General features: G+C 61.9%; 12 protein-coding genes and 2 pseudogenes. 5 read left to right on the top strand and 9 right to left on the bottom strand.

Annotated elements, in window-relative coordinates:
- Positions 1-340 precede the first annotated feature (340 nt).
- The 3 genes and pseudogenes from ACIPO9_RS26640 to ACIPO9_RS26650 form a co-directional block, all read left to right on the top strand.
- Positions 341-1246: pseudogene (locus tag ACIPO9_RS26640) on the top strand (methyl-accepting chemotaxis protein); the annotation flags it as partial.
- Between the two features lie 198 nt (positions 1247-1444).
- Entirely contained in the window at positions 1445-2149 is a 705-nt protein-coding gene (locus ACIPO9_RS26645) for a methyl-accepting chemotaxis protein (RefSeq protein WP_400784361.1), read from the top strand.
- A gap of 170 nt (positions 2150-2319) precedes the next feature.
- Positions 2320-3843, top strand: a complete 1524-nt coding sequence (locus ACIPO9_RS26650; protein ID WP_400784338.1) for a Fic family protein — start codon at positions 2320-2322, stop codon at positions 3841-3843.
- A gap of 106 nt (positions 3844-3949) precedes the next feature.
- Here ACIPO9_RS26650 and ACIPO9_RS26655 read toward each other — a convergent pair whose 3' ends face one another.
- Positions 3950-4477: a methyl-accepting chemotaxis protein gene (locus tag ACIPO9_RS26655; RefSeq protein ID WP_400610991.1), complete on the bottom strand. Its 528-nt coding sequence runs from the start codon at positions 4475-4477 to the stop codon at positions 3950-3952.
- Positions 4478-4489: 12 nt separating this feature from the next.
- Positions 4490-5311 (bottom strand): annotated as a pseudogene (locus tag ACIPO9_RS26660) (PAS domain-containing protein); the annotation flags it as partial.
- Between the two features lie 206 nt (positions 5312-5517).
- Here ACIPO9_RS26660 and ACIPO9_RS26665 point away from each other — a divergent pair.
- A complete protein-coding gene (locus ACIPO9_RS26665; protein WP_400610951.1) occupies positions 5518-6309 on the top strand; it encodes a substrate-binding domain-containing protein in 792 nt (263 codons plus the stop codon).
- Positions 6310-6380: 71 nt separating this feature from the next.
- Here ACIPO9_RS26665 and ACIPO9_RS26670 read toward each other — a convergent pair whose 3' ends face one another.
- Complete coding sequence (locus tag ACIPO9_RS26670) at positions 6381-7586, bottom strand: MFS transporter (RefSeq protein WP_400784339.1); 1206 nt, start codon at positions 7584-7586, stop codon at positions 6381-6383.
- 271 nt (positions 7587-7857) lie between these two features.
- On the opposite strand from ACIPO9_RS26670, the gene ACIPO9_RS26675 reads away from it, so the two are divergent.
- On the top strand, positions 7858-8874 hold the full coding sequence (locus tag ACIPO9_RS26675) for a LacI family DNA-binding transcriptional regulator (protein WP_400610955.1): 1017 nt from the start codon (positions 7858-7860) through the stop codon (positions 8872-8874).
- 99 nt (positions 8875-8973) lie between these two features.
- Here the strand turns inward: ACIPO9_RS26675 and ACIPO9_RS26680 are convergent, their stop codons facing one another.
- The 6 genes from ACIPO9_RS26680 to ACIPO9_RS26705 all read right to left on the bottom strand — a co-directional run bounded on the left by ACIPO9_RS26680 (position 8974) and on the right by ACIPO9_RS26705 (position 16099).
- The gene (locus tag ACIPO9_RS26680; protein WP_400784341.1) at positions 8974-9702 is read right to left on the bottom strand and encodes an SDR family oxidoreductase; all 729 of its coding nucleotides are present in this window, start codon (positions 9700-9702) and stop codon (positions 8974-8976) included.
- A gap of 2 nt (positions 9703-9704) precedes the next feature.
- A complete protein-coding gene (locus ACIPO9_RS26685) occupies positions 9705-11237 on the bottom strand; it encodes an FGGY-family carbohydrate kinase (protein WP_400784342.1) in 1533 nt (510 codons plus the stop codon).
- A 133-nt stretch (positions 11238-11370) separates the two neighbouring features.
- Positions 11371-12456 carry an alcohol dehydrogenase catalytic domain-containing protein gene (locus ACIPO9_RS26690; RefSeq protein ID WP_400784344.1) on the bottom strand — a complete coding sequence of 362 codons (1086 nt, stop codon included), beginning with the start codon at positions 12454-12456 and terminating at the stop codon, positions 11371-11373.
- A gap of 139 nt (positions 12457-12595) precedes the next feature.
- Positions 12596-13555, bottom strand: a complete 960-nt coding sequence (locus ACIPO9_RS26695; protein ID WP_400784363.1) for an ABC transporter permease — start codon at positions 13553-13555, stop codon at positions 12596-12598.
- 4 nt (positions 13556-13559) lie between these two features.
- Complete coding sequence (locus ACIPO9_RS26700) at positions 13560-15071, bottom strand: sugar ABC transporter ATP-binding protein (protein WP_400784345.1); 1512 nt, start codon at positions 15069-15071, stop codon at positions 13560-13562.
- 83 nt (positions 15072-15154) lie between these two features.
- Positions 15155-16099, bottom strand: a complete 945-nt coding sequence (locus ACIPO9_RS26705) for a substrate-binding domain-containing protein (protein ID WP_274136482.1) — start codon at positions 16097-16099, stop codon at positions 15155-15157.
- Positions 16100-16390: the final 291 nt, after the last annotated feature.

Consider the following 16390-nt stretch of genomic DNA (forward strand, 5'->3'; position numbering starts at 1 on the left):
CCCTGACGACTACGTAGCAGCACGGCTTGCCGGCGGGAGCGATTTCGAGGACGCCCCCGCCGGCAAGCCGTGCTGCTACGGGCACGTGCCACTCTTTGTAGGACATTTCTTTCAGAATTTCGCGACGCAGCCGATGCACTCTCACATCTGACTGTTTCGCTGGCCTTCCATAACAACAACGCTCCCAGCTGACGACTACTGAACACGGACATCCTGGAGATATTTGATGAAGAGCTGGTTCGCCAACATCAGCGTCAACATGAAGCTGGCCCTCGGCTTTGGCGTCGTACTGATTTTCACTGCCCTGCTTGCGCTGATCGGCTGGAATGGCCTTGGCAGCATGAAATTTCGCAGCGACCGGGTCGCTGACATTTCCAAGCTGACCAACAAACTCACCGACCTGCGCATCACCCGCCTGCAATACATGCTCAGCAACGGCGACGAAACCGTGGCGCAGACTGTGCAGACCGCACTCGACGCCTACAAGGCGCAGCAGCAGTTCCTGCAGAGCACCTTCGTCAATCCTGCGAACGTTCCGCTCATCAAGGCACTGGGTGAACAGATCAGCGCCTACCAGACCTCGCTGAACAAGATGCGCGACGGCTACAAGGCCAGCGCCACCGTGCGCGCCGACATGGGCGTCGATGCGGTGAAGGCCGCCGAGCTGATCGCGCAGATCAACGATGACGTGATGAAAATGGACCCGACCGACGAGCGTCGTTTCGCCCAGTACCAGGACATCATCAAGGCCAAGGAAGACGTGATGCTGGTGCGCTACGAAGTGCGTGGCTACACCGGCAGCGTCTCCGCCAAGACCGAAGAAGCTGCGACCCGCCAGCTGTCCAGCGCCATCGCAGGCCTTGAAAAGCTCAACGCCACCTTCGGCGGCACCCAGGCCGAGCGTCTCAAGCAACTGGAGGCCTCGCTGATCGGCTACCGCAGCTCGGTCCAGGGCTTCAAGACCGCCACCGACAACATCAACGCTGCACGCGCCGAGATGACGGACGAACAAGCCGTCATCATCAAGCTGACCAACCAGTTGATCGACCTGCAAGTCACCCTGGGCGATTCCGATACCCAGCAGGCGCGCACCCTGCAGATCGCCGCGACCCTGCTGGCATTGATTCTCGGCGCCCTGGCCGCCGTGCTGATCACCCGCCAGATCACCACGCCCTTGCAGCAAACCCTGGCCGTGGTCGACCGCATCGCCTCGGGCGATCTGTCCCACGACCTGATCGTCACCCGCAAGGACGAACTCGGCGTCCTGCAACAAGGCATCCAGCGCATGGGCACCACCCTGCGCGACCTGATCGGCGGGATTCGCGACAGCGTCACCCAGATCGCCAGCGCCGCCGAAGAGCTGTCGGCGGTCACCGAGCAGACCAGCGCCGGGGTCAACAGCCAGAAGGTCGAGACCGATCAGGTGGCCACCGCCATGCACGAAATGTCGGCCACCGTTCACGAAGTCGCACGCAACGCCGAGCAGGCTTCGGTCGCGGCCAGCGCTGCCGACCTGGAAGCCCGGGACGGCGACCGGGTCGTGGGCGAGGCGATTGCCCAGATCGAGAAGCTGGCCAGCGAAGTTGTGCGTTCCACCGATGCCATGAGCGTGCTGGAACAGGAAAGCGACAAGATCGGCAAGGTGATGGACGTGATCAAGGCCGTGGCCGAGCAGACCAACCTGCTGGCGCTCAACGCTGCCATCGAAGCGGCCCGTGCCGGTGAAGCCGGTCGTGGCTTCGCGGTGGTGGCCGACGAAGTGCGCGGCCTGGCCCAGCGCACCCAGCAGTCCACTGAAGAAATCGAAGGTCTGGTCGCTGCCTTGCAGAACGGCACCCGCCAGGTGTCGGACATCATGCTCAGCAGCCGCAACCTCACCGACAGCAGCGTGGCCCTGACCCGCAAGGCCGGCACCTCGCTGGAAAGCATCACCAACACGGTGTCCAACATCCAGGCGATGAACCAGCAGATCGCAGCGGCAGCCGAGCAGCAAAGCTCGGTGGCCGAGGAAATCAGCCGCAGCATCATCAACGTGCGCGACGTCTCCGAACAGACCGCCGCCGCCAGCGAAGAGACGGCAGCCTCCAGCGTCGAACTCGCACGCTTGGGCAACCAGTTGCAGATGCTGGTCAGCCACTTCAAGGTGTAACCGGGCGACCGTCTGACGCAGAGCGTCACGGGCTGCATACCCACGCGGAGCGTGGGCGCGATCAAGCCGCGTCGGATGTACAATCCGATGCGGCTTTTTTAATGATTTTAAAGACGAAAGCCCTTTTTCTAACAATAATGAGGAACCCGTAACTCTTTTGAGGACTTCACATGCGCCATTGCGCCGGTTACGCCTGGCTTGCACAGACCTACGAGGTCGCTGTGTGCCAGCCGCTGAAAGTGCGCAGCAAGATCGGCAGCATGCGCAAGGACAGCATCGTCGATGGCGTCCTCGAACAAGTCTTCCCTGCCCAGTATCAACCCGGCCCCACCCTGGCCGAACACCTGACCTTCGCCTTCAAGCGTGAGCCCATTCACCTTGAGCTCCTCGCCCGGCTGTTTTCGCGCATAGACCCTGCCGAGCTTGAACAGTGGATCAGAGCCGAGCCAACCGGGCAGTATGCCCGGCGCGCCTGCTTTCTGTATGAATGGTTTGGCAACCCGGCGCTCGCTTATCCCGGCGTCGAAAAGGGTAACTACGTCGAGTTCATGGACGGTGAACGCTATCTGGTCAGCCAGGCACCTCAACGCAATTCGCGCTGGAGGGTGATCGACAATCTGCCGGGGACTGCGCACTTCTGCCCGCTCATTCGCATCACGCAAGCGCTGGCCGGACTGATCGACTATGACCTCAATGCCGAACTGGCACGCCTTGGGGTCGAGTTTGGTCACGACACCCTCTTGCGCAGCGCGGTGTGGCTGACGATCAAGGAAAGCAGATCCAGCTTCGCCATCGAGCATGAAGAACAGCAGACCGATCGCATCAAGCGCTTCGCTGCCGTGATGGAACAGCGTTGCGGGGTGGGTGCTCCTCCCCTGACTCAGGACCAGATCGCCGCGATCCAGCAGGAGATTCTCGGGCCGCGGGCGCTGTCCTATGGCATTCGCCAGTCTCCGGTATTCGTCGGCCAGACCCGGGGCTTTCAGAATGTGCTGCATTACCTGGCTCCCGACTGGCAGGAAATCGAAGCCATGCTGCAAGGATTGCAGGCCTTCGAGATCAATACCCGGGGCAGTTCGTCGATCCTGCGGGCTGCGGCCATCTCGTTCGGCTTCGTGTACATCCATCCGCTCAGCGACGGAAACGGGCGAATCTCGCGCTTCCTGATCAACGACATCCTGCGTCGAGACAAGGCCGTCCCTGCCCCTTACATCCTGCCGGTCTCTGCAGTGATGCAGGATCACACGTTGCGCCCGCAGAACTACGATCAGGTGCTCGATGAGTTCTCACGCCCATTGATGCAGATGATCGAGCCCGCCGTTCGCTTCGAGGGCTATGTGAAATACGCCGACGGGATGGAGTCGAATCTGCACTACGACGGATTCGCCGACACCGCCCCGGCCTGGCGCTATATCGACCTGACTGCCCACGCCCAATACCTCGCTCGGGTGCTACGCCAGGCGGTCGAGAAAGAGATGCGCGACGAAGCCAGCATCCTGCGCAATCACCAGTTGCTGCGCGACGCGATCAAGAATGTCTTTGAAGGACCGGATGCGGACATTGACCGCATCATCCGCTCCGTCCATCAGTCTGAGGGACAAGTGGGAAACAAGCTGCTCAAGCAATACCCTTTGCTGGAAGACGCCGGTATCAGAGCGGAAATCGTTGCGCTGGTCGCGAAATTTCTGGGCTAAAAAAAGCCGCCCGATGAATGATCCGGGCGGCTTTGAACGATTTTAAAGAAAAAACGCTGTTTTCTAACAAAAATGGTGAAGCAAAAACCATTTTGATGTGGGTTGATCAACCCGACAACTGATTGGCAAACTGCCCCACCGCGCTGACCACTCGTTGCGCGCCGTCCTGGATCTCGACGATCACCGACCCCGCCTCCCCGGCCAGCTCAAGGCCTGTCTGGGCCTGCTGCTTGCCGCTGATGATCACGTTCACCGCCTGCTCGGCCAGTTGCTGGTTCTGCTTGACCACGCCGACGATTTCTTCGGTGGCCTTGCTGGTGCGCGAGGCCAGTTGGCGGACTTCGTCGGCGACGACCGCGAAACCACGTCCTTGCTCACCGGCGCGGGCAGCTTCGATGGCGGCGTTGAGGGCCAGCAGGTTGGTCTGGTCGGCGATGCTGCTGATGCTCTGGATGATCGAGCCGATCAGTTGCGATTGCTTGTCCAGCGCCGCGATGCGCTCGGCAGCCTGTTCCATGTGCTGGGCCAGTTCGCGCATGACCTCCACGGTCTGCTGCACCACGGCGGCGCCTTTCTGCGCGCTGCCGTCGGTCTGCTGCGAGGTGCTGAAGGCGATATTCGCGGCCTCGGCCACGGCGTTCTCGCGGTTGACCTGTTCGGTGATGACGGTGGCGAATTTCACCACTTTGTACAGGCGGTCGTGGGCGTCGGTGATGGGGTTATAGGATGCCTCCAGCCAGACCTCGCGGCCACGGCTGTCAACCCGCTTGAAACGCCCGGCCACGTACTCGCCGCGCCGCAGCTTGTCCCAGAATGCGGCGTATTCCGCCGAGTTGGCCTCCTGGGTCTCGCAGAACATGCGGTGGTGGTGACCCTGGATCTGCGCCAGCGAGTAGCCCATCGATCCCAGGAAACGCTCGTTGGCCGACAGCACTTCACCGTCGAGGTTGAACTCGATCACGGCAGTGGAGCGTTGCAGGGCTTCGATCAGGTTTTCGTGTTCGCGGGAGGCCTCGATGGTGCGGGTCAGGTCACTGGCGTGAACCGTGAAATACATCACCCGCCCGCCGCTGTTGCGCACCGGCTGCACGATGGACCGCAGCCAGGCTTCCTGACCGTTGCCGCGCATCAGGCGCAAAGCACCGCTCAGGTGTTCGCCCCGGCTGATGGCTGATTTCATGCGGTGGTTGAAATCCGAATTCTTCACGTGCGCAGGCACCAGCTCTTCGATGGCGCGGCCCACGAGGTCCGAATTGCGGTAATGCATCTCCTCTTCGAAGTTGCCGTTCACCGACTCGATCCGGCCTTGCGGATCGAGGCGCATCGCCAGCATTTCGCTGTCCAGGCTGCTGCGCACCTGCTCCACCGACGAAAGTTCTTCGCGCAGGGCAGCCAACTCTTGCTTGAGACGTTTATTGAACATGGACGGCGAACTTCCAGAAAAGATGAGAGGTGTCGCCATGAGCATCGGCGCAGCCGAATGTTTCTTGAGGGATGCGCAAACAGCGTGTCGTTTTCAGACATCGGGCCCTGACTGAACCTGACCCGGCGAACGGCGTCTGTGACTCAATGCTTTACAAGAAAGGGATTTACTCACCGCGGGATTGCCACATACTGCCCGCGCTGTTTTTCATATCGTCAGAGCCACTTTCCAATATTTTCAGGTTCATCTTCATGAAAAGAATTCTGCCCTATCTGCTCAGCGCCGCCCTGTCCTTCATTCCGGCGGCCTTCGTTCATGCAGCCACCCCGCAAGCCCCCGTACAACTGATAGTCCTGAGCTCCGGCGGCATCATGGGTGCGTTCAAGGCCGTGACGCCCGACTATGAACAGCGCGTCGGCGTGCGCCTGCAGGGCGAGGTGGCGCCGTCCATGGGCGCGACGCCCCAGGCCATTCCAAACCGCCTGGCGCGCCAGGAGCCGGCGGATGTGGTGCTGATGGTCGGCGCCGCGCTGGACAAGCTGATCAAGGACGGCCAGGTCGATCCGAAATCCCGCGTGGACCTGGGCAAGTCCTACATCGCCATGGCGGTGAAACATGGCGCGCCGCACCCGGACATCAGCACCATGGAAGCCTTCAAACAGACGTTGATCGACGCCAGAAGCATCGCCTATTCCGACAGCGCCAGCGGCGTGTACCTGTCCCGCGTGCTGTTCAACCAGATGCACATCGCCGACCGCATCCAGAGCAAGAGCCAGATGATTCCGGCGACGCCTGTGGGAGAGGTGGTCGCGCGGGGAGACGCCGAGATCGGCTTTCAGCAGTTGAGCGAATTGAAGCCGGTTGAAGGGATCGACATCGTCGGCCTGATTCCCGATCAGGCGCAGCAGATGACGTTGTACTCGGCAGGCGTGGTAACCAAGAGCAAGCATCCGGAACAGGCCAGGCAGTTTCTGGAATTCCTGAGTTCGTCTGCGGCGGCGCCGGCGATCAAGGCCAGCGGGCTGGACCCGATCGCCAAGTGATCCGCAGTTCGTAGCAGCACGGCTTGCCGGCGGGGCTTTCTTCAGATCGCCGACGCCGGCAAGCCGGACTGCTACGGGGCTGGCGTTGGATTTGCAACCGTAGTGCGGGACTGCACCCATTTCATGCTGACCATCGCCAGCAGCGCGACGACGGTCACCAGGCCTGCGAAGAATTCGCCCACGTGCTCAAGGCCGAAGGCCCGTACGCTGAACCCGACGGCCACCACTGGCACCGAAATCGAGATGTACAGCACCACGAAATACGCAGAGGTCACGGCGGCTTTCTGGTCAGGCGGGCTGCTGGCCGTCACCGCGCCAATGGCTGCGCGCAGGATCATGCCCTGCCCTGCTCCGGCCAGAAAGCCCGCCGCCACCAAGAACGGCAGTTGAGCCCAGGCGATGCTCAAGCCCAGGCAGATCATGCCGAACACCAGCCCGACGCAGCCCAGGGTCATGTGTTGCGCCTTGGGCAGCCATTGCAGCAACGCCTGCCCGACGATGGACGCGACGAAGAACAGGCCGATCACTGCACCGATCAGCAGCCCGCCGTGGACTTGCATGATGTGGATCATCACCGATGGCACCATGCTGGTGAACAGCCCCGCCACGCTGAACCCTGCAAGCCCGGCAATCGAGGCCGGGATGAACACGGCGCGCACCGACGGCGGCACTGACGGTTTCTGGATGCTGAGTTTCAGTTGCGCCGGGCGCTGCACGGTTTCGCGGATCGCTGCCACGCCCAGCCCCGCGAGCAGCAGCAATGCCAGATGCACGTAGAACACCAGGTGCAGCGGGTCCGGCAGATGCTGGGAAGTGAACCCGGCAAGCAGAGGCCCCATGCCCAGACCCAGCATGTTTGCGGCAGTGGCCATCAAAGTGGCGTTCTTGAAGGTTTTGGGGGCCAGTTCGATCACGGCCACGGTCGCGGTGCCGGTCATGATGCCCGCCGAAAAACCCGAGAACAGCCGGCCGATCAACAAGCCCGTGACCGAGTCGGTGTAAAGGAAGATCCCGGCGCTCAACGCACCCATCAACAAGCCCGCCAACAGCATCGGGCGGCGCCCCACCTGATCGGACCAACTGCCAACCGCCAGCAAGGCTGCGAGTACACCTGCGGCATAGATGGAGAAGATGATCGTCAGCCAGCTCGCGTCAAACCCCAGTCGTTGCTGGTAGATCGCGTACAGCGGCGTCGGCAGCGTGGTACCGAGCATGGCGATCAACAGGGCGAGCGCGGCGATGAAGAAGTCGCGAGAAGATGAAGCAGGCGCGGTCATGAACCCTCCAGACCTATGAAAAGTACACACATTATCCACAAAGTGCGTACAAACGTCGAAAAACTCCCCTGTCGAGGTGATAGCCTCACGGACCGCCGCGATGGGATCACGAGCACAACAGCGGCATTTCCCGCTGAAAGCTCCGTATGAAAACGTTAACATCAACTAACTTCAACGCATCCCCAAGCACTCGCATCGTGCTAGCCTTGCATCATCTGTCAGCTGTGCGAGCGTTTCGCAGGCTGTCCCGTTTCAAGGCCGCCAGAAGTCCATGAGCAAAAAAGCCCCCGTCACCATTTCCGACATCGCCCGCCGCGTGAACATGACCCCGGTCACGGTTTCCCGGGCATTGAACAAGCCCGACCTGGTCAAGCCTGCGACCCTGGCCCGCATCCTGGAAGTTGCCCAGGAACTGGACTACGTGCCCAACGCTTTTGCCCGCAGCCTCAAGCGCAGCGAGAGCATGATTATCGGGGTGATTACCGCGTCCGTGGACAACCCCTTCTACAGCGAGATGATCAAGGCCATCTCCCGCGAGGCGAAAAAGCACGGCTACACCATCATGCTGGTGGACACCGACGGCTCCGAAGAACTTGAGCGCAAGGCGGTGGACACCCTGCTCAGCTATCGCGTGGCGGGGATCGTGCTGTCGCCGGTTTCGGACGAACCTGAATATCAACCCAACTACCTCAGCCGCCTGGGCAACGGCGACGTCCCGGTAGTACAGCTGGACCGCGCGCTGCACGGCAGCCCCTTCAGCCATGTGGTGCTGGACAACTACCACAGCGGCTTGAAAGGTGCGCGCTACCTGCTGGCCCAGAGCCCTGCCATGCGGCGCCTGCTGGTGCTGACCGGGCCTGCGCATTCGCGGATTTCCGAGGAGCGTCTGAAGGGTGTGAAGGCAGCGCTGGCCGAGAGTGGCAAAGACGTGCAACTGGACGTGTTCGCAGGCGACTACACCCTTGAGCCGTCCTACCAGAGCACCCTCGCCTACCTGGACCAGCAGCCGGTGCCTGACGCGATTTTCGGCTTCAACCAGTTGATTACCCTGGGGGCCATGCGCGCACTGCGGGATCGCGGCATCGCCCATGACAGCCTGCCGATCTGCGGCATCGACCGCCTGCCGTTTGCCGACATCTTCGGCATCCCCATCGCCTGTATCGCCCACGATGCGTCGCGGGCAGGAACCAGCGCCGTGACCCTGCTGCTGGAGCGCATCGCCGACCGGTATCTGCCCAAGGCCAAGGTGGTGATTGCGGGGGAGCTGGAGAATGGGGTGGGCGCCTGAATCTGTAGGAGCGCGCTTGCCCGCGACGGCGTTGGGTCAGGCACGCAAATGTTGTCCGGCCCTACGCGGTCGCGGGCAAGCGCGCTCCTACAAGGGAACTCAGCGGCTGGTGTAGCCCCCATCAATCGGCATCGATATCCCGCTGATCATCGACGCCGCGCTGCTGAGCAGGAACAGGATCGGCCCGGCCACTTCTGACGTCTCGGCAAATCGCCCAAGAGGAATCGCCGCCAACGCCGGGTCGCGCTTGCTCGGTTCGCTCCAGGCCATCTGCGCCATGGGGGTCAGGGTCACGGTCGGGTTGACGCTATTGACGCGGATCCCGTGCCGGCCCCATTCGCCACACTGCACGCGGGTCATGGCGTCCATCGCGCCCTTGGACGCGCAGTAGCTCAGGTGATCGTCCAGCGCCACCAGCGAGGCCTGGCTCGACACGTTGACGATACTGCCCGCGACCTTGGCCTCGATCATCGCCCTGGCCACGCTCGCCGCCACCATCGCGGCAGCGCGCACGTTGACGGTCATGACCTGATCGAACGCCTCGGCGCTGACCGCCGCAGCCGGTTCCAGAATGGAAATGCCCGCACAGTTGACCAGCCCGTGCATCACCGGCAGCTCGGCCAGCACCGCTGCCAGTTGCGCCTGATCGGCCATGTCCACGCTGATCGCCTGGCACCCCAGCGCCGCCAGCGCCGAGCGGTCGCGGCCCATGGCATAGACCTCGGCGCCACAGGCCAGTAACTGCTGCGCCACTTCCCGGCCAATGCCGCTGCTGGCGCCGGTCACCAGCACTCGCTGGCCTGTGAAATCAAAACGAACGTTATTCACATTCAGGCTCCCTGCAGGCGATGCATGATGGGTTTGAGCGCCGGATACAGCGCCACGTAGTCAGCGAACAGTCGCGAGTACAGCGCGACGTTTTCAGCATTGGGCTCGGCGCGGCGCTCAAGTTGCACCCAGCCTTTGTGCACCTGTCCCTCGTCCACCAGGCCCACTGCATGGGCCGCCAGCAATGCCGCGCCCAGCGCCGCTTCCACTTCCTGGACGATGGTGTACACCGGGAAGTTGGTGACGTCGGCGATGATCTGCATCCACAGGTCCGAATGGCTCGCGCCGCCGACCACGATCAGCCGTGGGTCCAGCGATTGCGCGCCCCGGGTGCCCGCCTCGATGTTATGGCGCAGGGCGAATGTCACGCCTTCGAGCACCGCGCGGTACAGGTGGATGCGACTGTGGAACAGGGTCAGTCCGACGAAACTGCCGCTGGCCTTGGGGTCCCAGACCGGGCTGCGCTCGCCCATCAGGTAGGGTTGGAACAACACCCCTTCGCTGCCTGCGGGGATGTTCATCGCGGCACGTTCGAGGATGGCGTGGCTGTCTTCGCCGGTCTCGCGGGCCTGCTGTTCTTCGGCCTGGCAGAACTGCTCGCGAAACCAGCTCACCGAAGCCCCGGCGGTGATCGCGCCGCCAAAGATGTAGAGGTCTTTGGCGCCGTTGAACACGTGGGGAAAACTCACCAGCCCGTGCCGTGCATCGACCTGCTGATTCAGATAGCCCCAGCACATGCTGGTGCCGATCATCGCCACATGGTTGCCCGCTTGCGTAACCCCGGCGGCGAAGGTCGCCATGGCCGCATCGACGCCACCGCCGAGCAATGGAATGCCAGCGTTCAGCCCCAGGCGCTCGGCCCACTCGGCGAGAAGCCCGCCGACCACATCCCCCGAATGCACCAGCCGCTCGGGCATCATCGCCTGGGGGATGCCGAGTGCATCGAGCATCTCGCCGGACCAGGCCCGGGCGTTCACATCGTAGACGCCGCCGATATTGCCCGCCGAACTGTGATCCACCGCGATCTCGCCGCTCAGGCAGTAGTTGATGTAGCTGTTGGGCGGCAGCAGGTAGCGGGTTTCAGCCCAGACGTCGGGCTGTCTGTCCTTGAGCCAGAGCATCTTGGTGAAGCCGTAATAGCTGTCCACCGAGTTGCCGGTGATCGCGTACAGACGCTCGAGATCGACGTTGCGATTGACCCACTCGACCTGCTCTTCAGCCCGGCGATCCATCCAGATCAGGCAGGGGTACAGCGGTTTGATCCGGGCATCGACTGCGATGCCGGAACCGCCATACAGACTGCTGACGCAAAGGGATTTGACGCTGTCTTTCGGCACACCGCTTTTGCGCATGCAGCTGGCGATGCAGGCTTCTACGGCGTCGAGCCAGACTTCGGGCCATTGCTCGGCCCAGCGCGGCCTGGGCGTGTCGACCTTGTAGCCCTGGTTGTGCTGCGCGACGATCTGGCCCGAAGCATCCACCAGCAATGCCTTGGTGCTCTGGGTGCCGATGTCGACCCCGATGACGTATTCCATCTTCGTGCGCTCTCTTGTTATTGGGTATTCGCTAAGGCTCGCAGCGCCCCCCCTCCGTAGCAGCACGGCTTGCCGGCGGGGGCGATTTCAAATACGCCCCCGCCGGCAAGCCGTGCTGCTACAAGGGCCGGTTTCAACTCACGGGTTTCAAGAGCACCTTGATCGACCGGGTCGAGTCCGCCAGGGCGAACGCTTCGGCGTAGTCATCCAGGCCGAAGTCATGGGTCACGATGCCTTCGGATGTGACCAGCCCGCGTTCGAACAGGTCGATGGCAATCGGGTAGCAGTACGGCCCCAGGTGGGCGCCGCGCACGTCCAGTTCCTTGCGGTCGCCAATGATCGACCAGTCGGCGCTGGTCTCGGCGCCGAACACGCTGAACTCGACGAAGCGGCCTAGTTTGCGAATCAGGTCCAGGCCCTGGGTAACGCCAATCGGCACGCCGGTGGTTTCGATGTACACGTCGCAGCCATAGCCGTCGGTGAGGCCATTGATGATCTCGCGGGCGTTGTCGCGGCTGGGGTTGATGACCACGTCGGCGCCGAATTTCTTCGCCAGCTCCAGACGCTCGTCGACCATGTCGATGACCACCAGTTTCTTCGGCGTTTTCAGTGCCGCGACCTGCACCATGCACAGGCCCAGGGTGCCGGCACCTGCGATCACCAGCACGTCGTCCAGTTGCACGTCGCCACGGTTGACGGTGTGGATCGAACAGGCCATCGGCTCGATCAGCGCCGAGTCTTCCAGGGATACGGACTCGGGAATCTTGTGCACGATGGCGGTTTTCGGGATGCGCATGTACTGCGCCATGCCGCCCTCGGCGACGTCCTTCTGGAAGCCGAAGATGTTGTGCACTTCGCACATCCAGTACTTGCCGGATTTGCAGAATTTGCACTTCTCGCAGGGCACGATCTGCTCGGCGATGACCTTGTCGCCAACCTTCACGCCGAAGTGCTCTTCAGCGCCCTCGCCCAGCGAGTCCACGTAGCCGAAGAATTCGTGGCCCGGCACCACCGGCGCCTTGACCCACGGGCTCTCGCCACCCCAGAACATGGCCGCGCCCGAGTGGCATTTGCAGTCACTGGCGCAGATGCCGCAGGCGCCGATGCGAATCACCAGTTCATTGGCGCGGGCCACCGGCTTGCTGATGCGCTCCAGACGGTAGTCCTTCGGCGCATGGCAGACGACGGCTTGCATGGTGGTTTTTGTGTTTTGTTCCATGTCGGTTCACCTTCTGAGGATTGATGACCTGTAGGAGCGCGCTTGCCCGCGATGGCGGTGGGCCTGACACATCGTTGTCGTCTGACTTGACGCCATCGCGGGCAAGCGCGCTCCTACAGGTGTGATGTTCAAAATCGGTTTATTTATGCCGCTGCCGACTGATGAAAATCGCCAGCAAAATGATCGCGCCCTTGATCACGCTCTGCACATAGGGCGATACGCCCAGCATGTTCAGGCCGTTGTTGAGCACGCCCAACAGCATGGCCCCAACCAGGGTGCCGATGATCACGCCGCGACCGCCGGCAATCGACGCACCGCCCAGCACCACCGCAGCGATGGCGTCCAGTTCGAAGCCGACCCCGGCGTTCGGCTGCCCGCTCATCAGGCGCGAAGACAGCACCAGCCCGGCAATCGCCGCCGTCAGACCGCTGATCGAATAGACCAGCAACTTGAAGCGCGAAGCCCGCACGCCGGACAGGCGCACCGCTTCTTCGTTGCCGCCGATGGCATACACGTAACGCCCGATGCGCGTGTGTTGCAGCAGCACCCAGGCGAAGAAATAGGTCAGCAGCATGATCAGGATCGGCACCTGGATGCCGAACAAGGTGCCGCGCCCGAACCAGGCGAACCAGTCCGGCATGCCGGAAATCGGGTAGCCGTCGGTGTACATCAGGCCCAGCCCGCGGGCGATGCCCATGGTGGCGAGGGTCACGATGATTGGCGGCATCTTCAGGTAGGCGACGAAGATGCCGTTGCCCACCCCAAAGCCCACGCCGATCAGCAAGCCGATCAGGATCGCAATCGGCGCCGGAACGCCTGCCACCATCAACCCCGTGGTCAAGGTGCCGGAGAGCGCCATCACCGGCCCGACCGAAAGATCGATGCCGCCGGTGAGGATCACGCAGGTCATGCCCACAGCGATGATCGCGTTGATCGACACCTGCCGGGCGATGTTCTCCAGGTTCGCCCCGGTGAGAAACTTGTCGCTGGCGAAGATCATGAAGACCGTCACCACCACCAGCCCGACGAAGGGATAGAACGCCGGCGAGCGGATCAGTTGGGCGAAATTGACCTTCAGACGATTGGGTTGGGCGGTCATGGTTTTAATGGACGTGTTCACTGTTCAGACTCCCGGTGGCATGGCGCATCACTTCTTGCGGGTTGATGTCGCCGGCCTGCAGCACGTTGACGATGGCGCCCTTGTTGAAGACGGCTACGCGGTCGCACATGCCGATGACTTCCGGCAGTTCCGAAGAAATCATGATGATCGCGAAGCCTTGTTCGGTGAGTTTGCGCATCAGGTTGTAGATCTCCGCTTTCGCACCCACGTCGATGCCTCGGGTCGGTTCGTCGAAGATCAGGATGTCGCAGTGATGGTTGATCCAGCGCGCGATCACCACCTTCTGCTGATTGCCGCCGCTGAGGTTCAGTACCCGGCTTTCGCAGGACGGCGCCTTGATCGACAGCTGCTTCATCAGCTCCGCCGTCGTGGTGTCTTCCCTGTGCCGGTCGAGCAAGTGAACGGCGCTTTCGTACTTGCCCAGGTTGTTCAACGAGATGTTTTCGCGAATGCTGAAATCGACGATCAGCCCCTCGCTCTTGCGACTCTCGGGCAGCAGCCCGATGCCATTGGCCAGCGCATGGGCCGGATCGCTGAGATTGACCGGCTGGCCGCGCAACAGCACGTCCTTGCTCACCACCGGCAGCGCGCCGATCACTCCCAGCGCAAGCTCGGTGCGCCCGGAGCCGACCAGCCCGGCAAAGCCGAGAATCTCGCCCTTGTGCAGGTTGAAGCTGTTGTGCGGACCGTTGCGGGTCAGCTGGATGTCACGTACTTGCAGCACCACGTCGCCCAGCGGTTTGTCGGGTTTGGGTGGAAAGCTCGCCTCCAGCCGTCGCCCCACCATCATCTCCACCAGGGTGTCGATGTCGCTGTCGGCCACGGTCAGCGCACCGACATTGGCGCCGTCGCGCAGCACGCTGATGCGGTCACAGACCTGAAAGATTTCCTCCAGATGATGAGAGATGAAGATCACCGCCACGCCCTGGCTTTTCAGCTCGCGCATGATGTCGAACAACAGTTCGGCTTCGGACGGCGTCAGGGTGGCGGTCGGCTCATCGAGAATCAGCAGGCGCGCTTCCAGCGCCAGCGCCTTGGCAATTTCCACGAACTGCTGCTCGGCCACGCTCAGGTGCTGCACCGAACAATCGAGGTTGATATTGACCCCAAGGCGATCGAACAGCGCGATGGCTCTCTCGCGCATCTCGCCTTTGCGCAGCAGGCCGAAACCGTTGACGATTTCATGGCCCAGGAAAATGTTTTCCACAGCATTGAGGTACGGGATCAGGCTGAATTCCTGAAACACGATGCCCACACCCGCTGCGATGGCTTCGTTGTACGTCGCGAAATGCTGTTCTGCGCCGTCGATGCGAATGCTGCCTTTGTCCTGATGCTCGACACCGGCAAGGATCTTCATCAGCGTCGACTTGCCCGCGCCGTTCTCGCCGAGCAAGGCATGAATCTCGCCGCGCTCGACCTCAAGGTTGATCGACTTGAGCGCATGCACGCCGGGGTAGCTTTTACAGATGTTTTCCAGTTGCAGAAGGCAGCTCATGGGCACCTCGTCAAACTGCAGCGCACGTGAATCCGCGCCGCCCGCCAGACGTCAGAAATGTCAGGCGGGCAGCAGCGTCTGGGTTACCAGGTGAAGGTCTTGGCCTTGTCCTGATCCACCAGCAGGATGTCCACCGGGATGGTCGCCGGGACTTGCGAGCCCCACTTCTTGGCGAGCGCAAGGCCCAGGGCCAGACGTACCTGATCACGCGGGTATTGAGCGGAGGTAGCGATGAACTTGCTGCCCGGCTTCTGGATTTCCTTCACGGCTTCCGGTGCGCCGTCGACGCTGGTCAGCTTGACGTCACGACCACTGGATTCGATGGCCGCCAGTGCGCCCATCGAGCCGTTGTCGTTGACGCTGAACAGGCCCTTGAGGTTCGGCTGCGCCTGCAGCATGTTCTCGGTCACGCTCAGTGCCTGGTCGCGTTCCTGCTTGCCGTTCTGGATGCTGACAATCTTGATGTCCGGGTGCTTGGCCAGGGCGTCCTTGCAGCCGCGCACGCGCTCAAGGATCGGCACCACCGCGATGCCATCGAGAATCCCGACGTCGCCTTTGCCGCCGATGTGGGTGGCCAGGTATTCACAGGCCTGAACGCCTGCGTCGTAGTTCTTGGAGCCGACGAACGAATCCAGCGGACCGCTGGCCTGCGCATCCACCGCCACGACCACCACGCCCTTGTCATGGGCCTGTTTGACGGCCGACTGCACGCCCACCGAATCGGTCGGGTTGATGATCAGCACGTCGATGCCCTTTTGCAGCATGTCTTCGATGTCGCTGATCTGCTTGGAAACATCGTGACGCGCATCGGTCACCAACAACGTCGCGCCAATGCTGCCGCTGGCGTCCTGAAGGGCGTCCTTCATGGTCACGAAATAGGGGTTGTTGATCTCTTGAAACGAGGCACCGATCTTCAGCGGGCCGGCCTTGCTGTCAGCCGCTTGAACGGTGAAGGAGCCAGCGCACGCCACAGCCACGGCGAGCGAACAGAAAACGGCGGAGAAGCCTTGCTTGAGGCGGATTGTCATAGCGAAAAATCCCGTTGTTTTTATTGTTAAAGCGGAAATGTCATCGTTAACATTTTCGAAATTAGCAGAGAAGATCGGGGTTCGCAACTGGTAAGGAGGGACGCCTGTAGGAGTGCGCTTGCCCGCGACTGCGGTGTGTCAGGCAATGATGTATAGACTGACACGACGCGGTCGCGGGCAAGCGCGCTCCTACACGGGGATCGGCGCTGTTTGACAAAATTTGTAACCGATGTGGATAATCCTTTGATACGTCATATGACAACCGATGACTTTAATAACAACAACGTCAGA

The organism is Pseudomonas sp. NPDC090203, assembly GCF_044746765.1.
GTDB lineage: Bacteria > Pseudomonadota > Gammaproteobacteria > Pseudomonadales > Pseudomonadaceae > Aquipseudomonas > Aquipseudomonas putida_AD.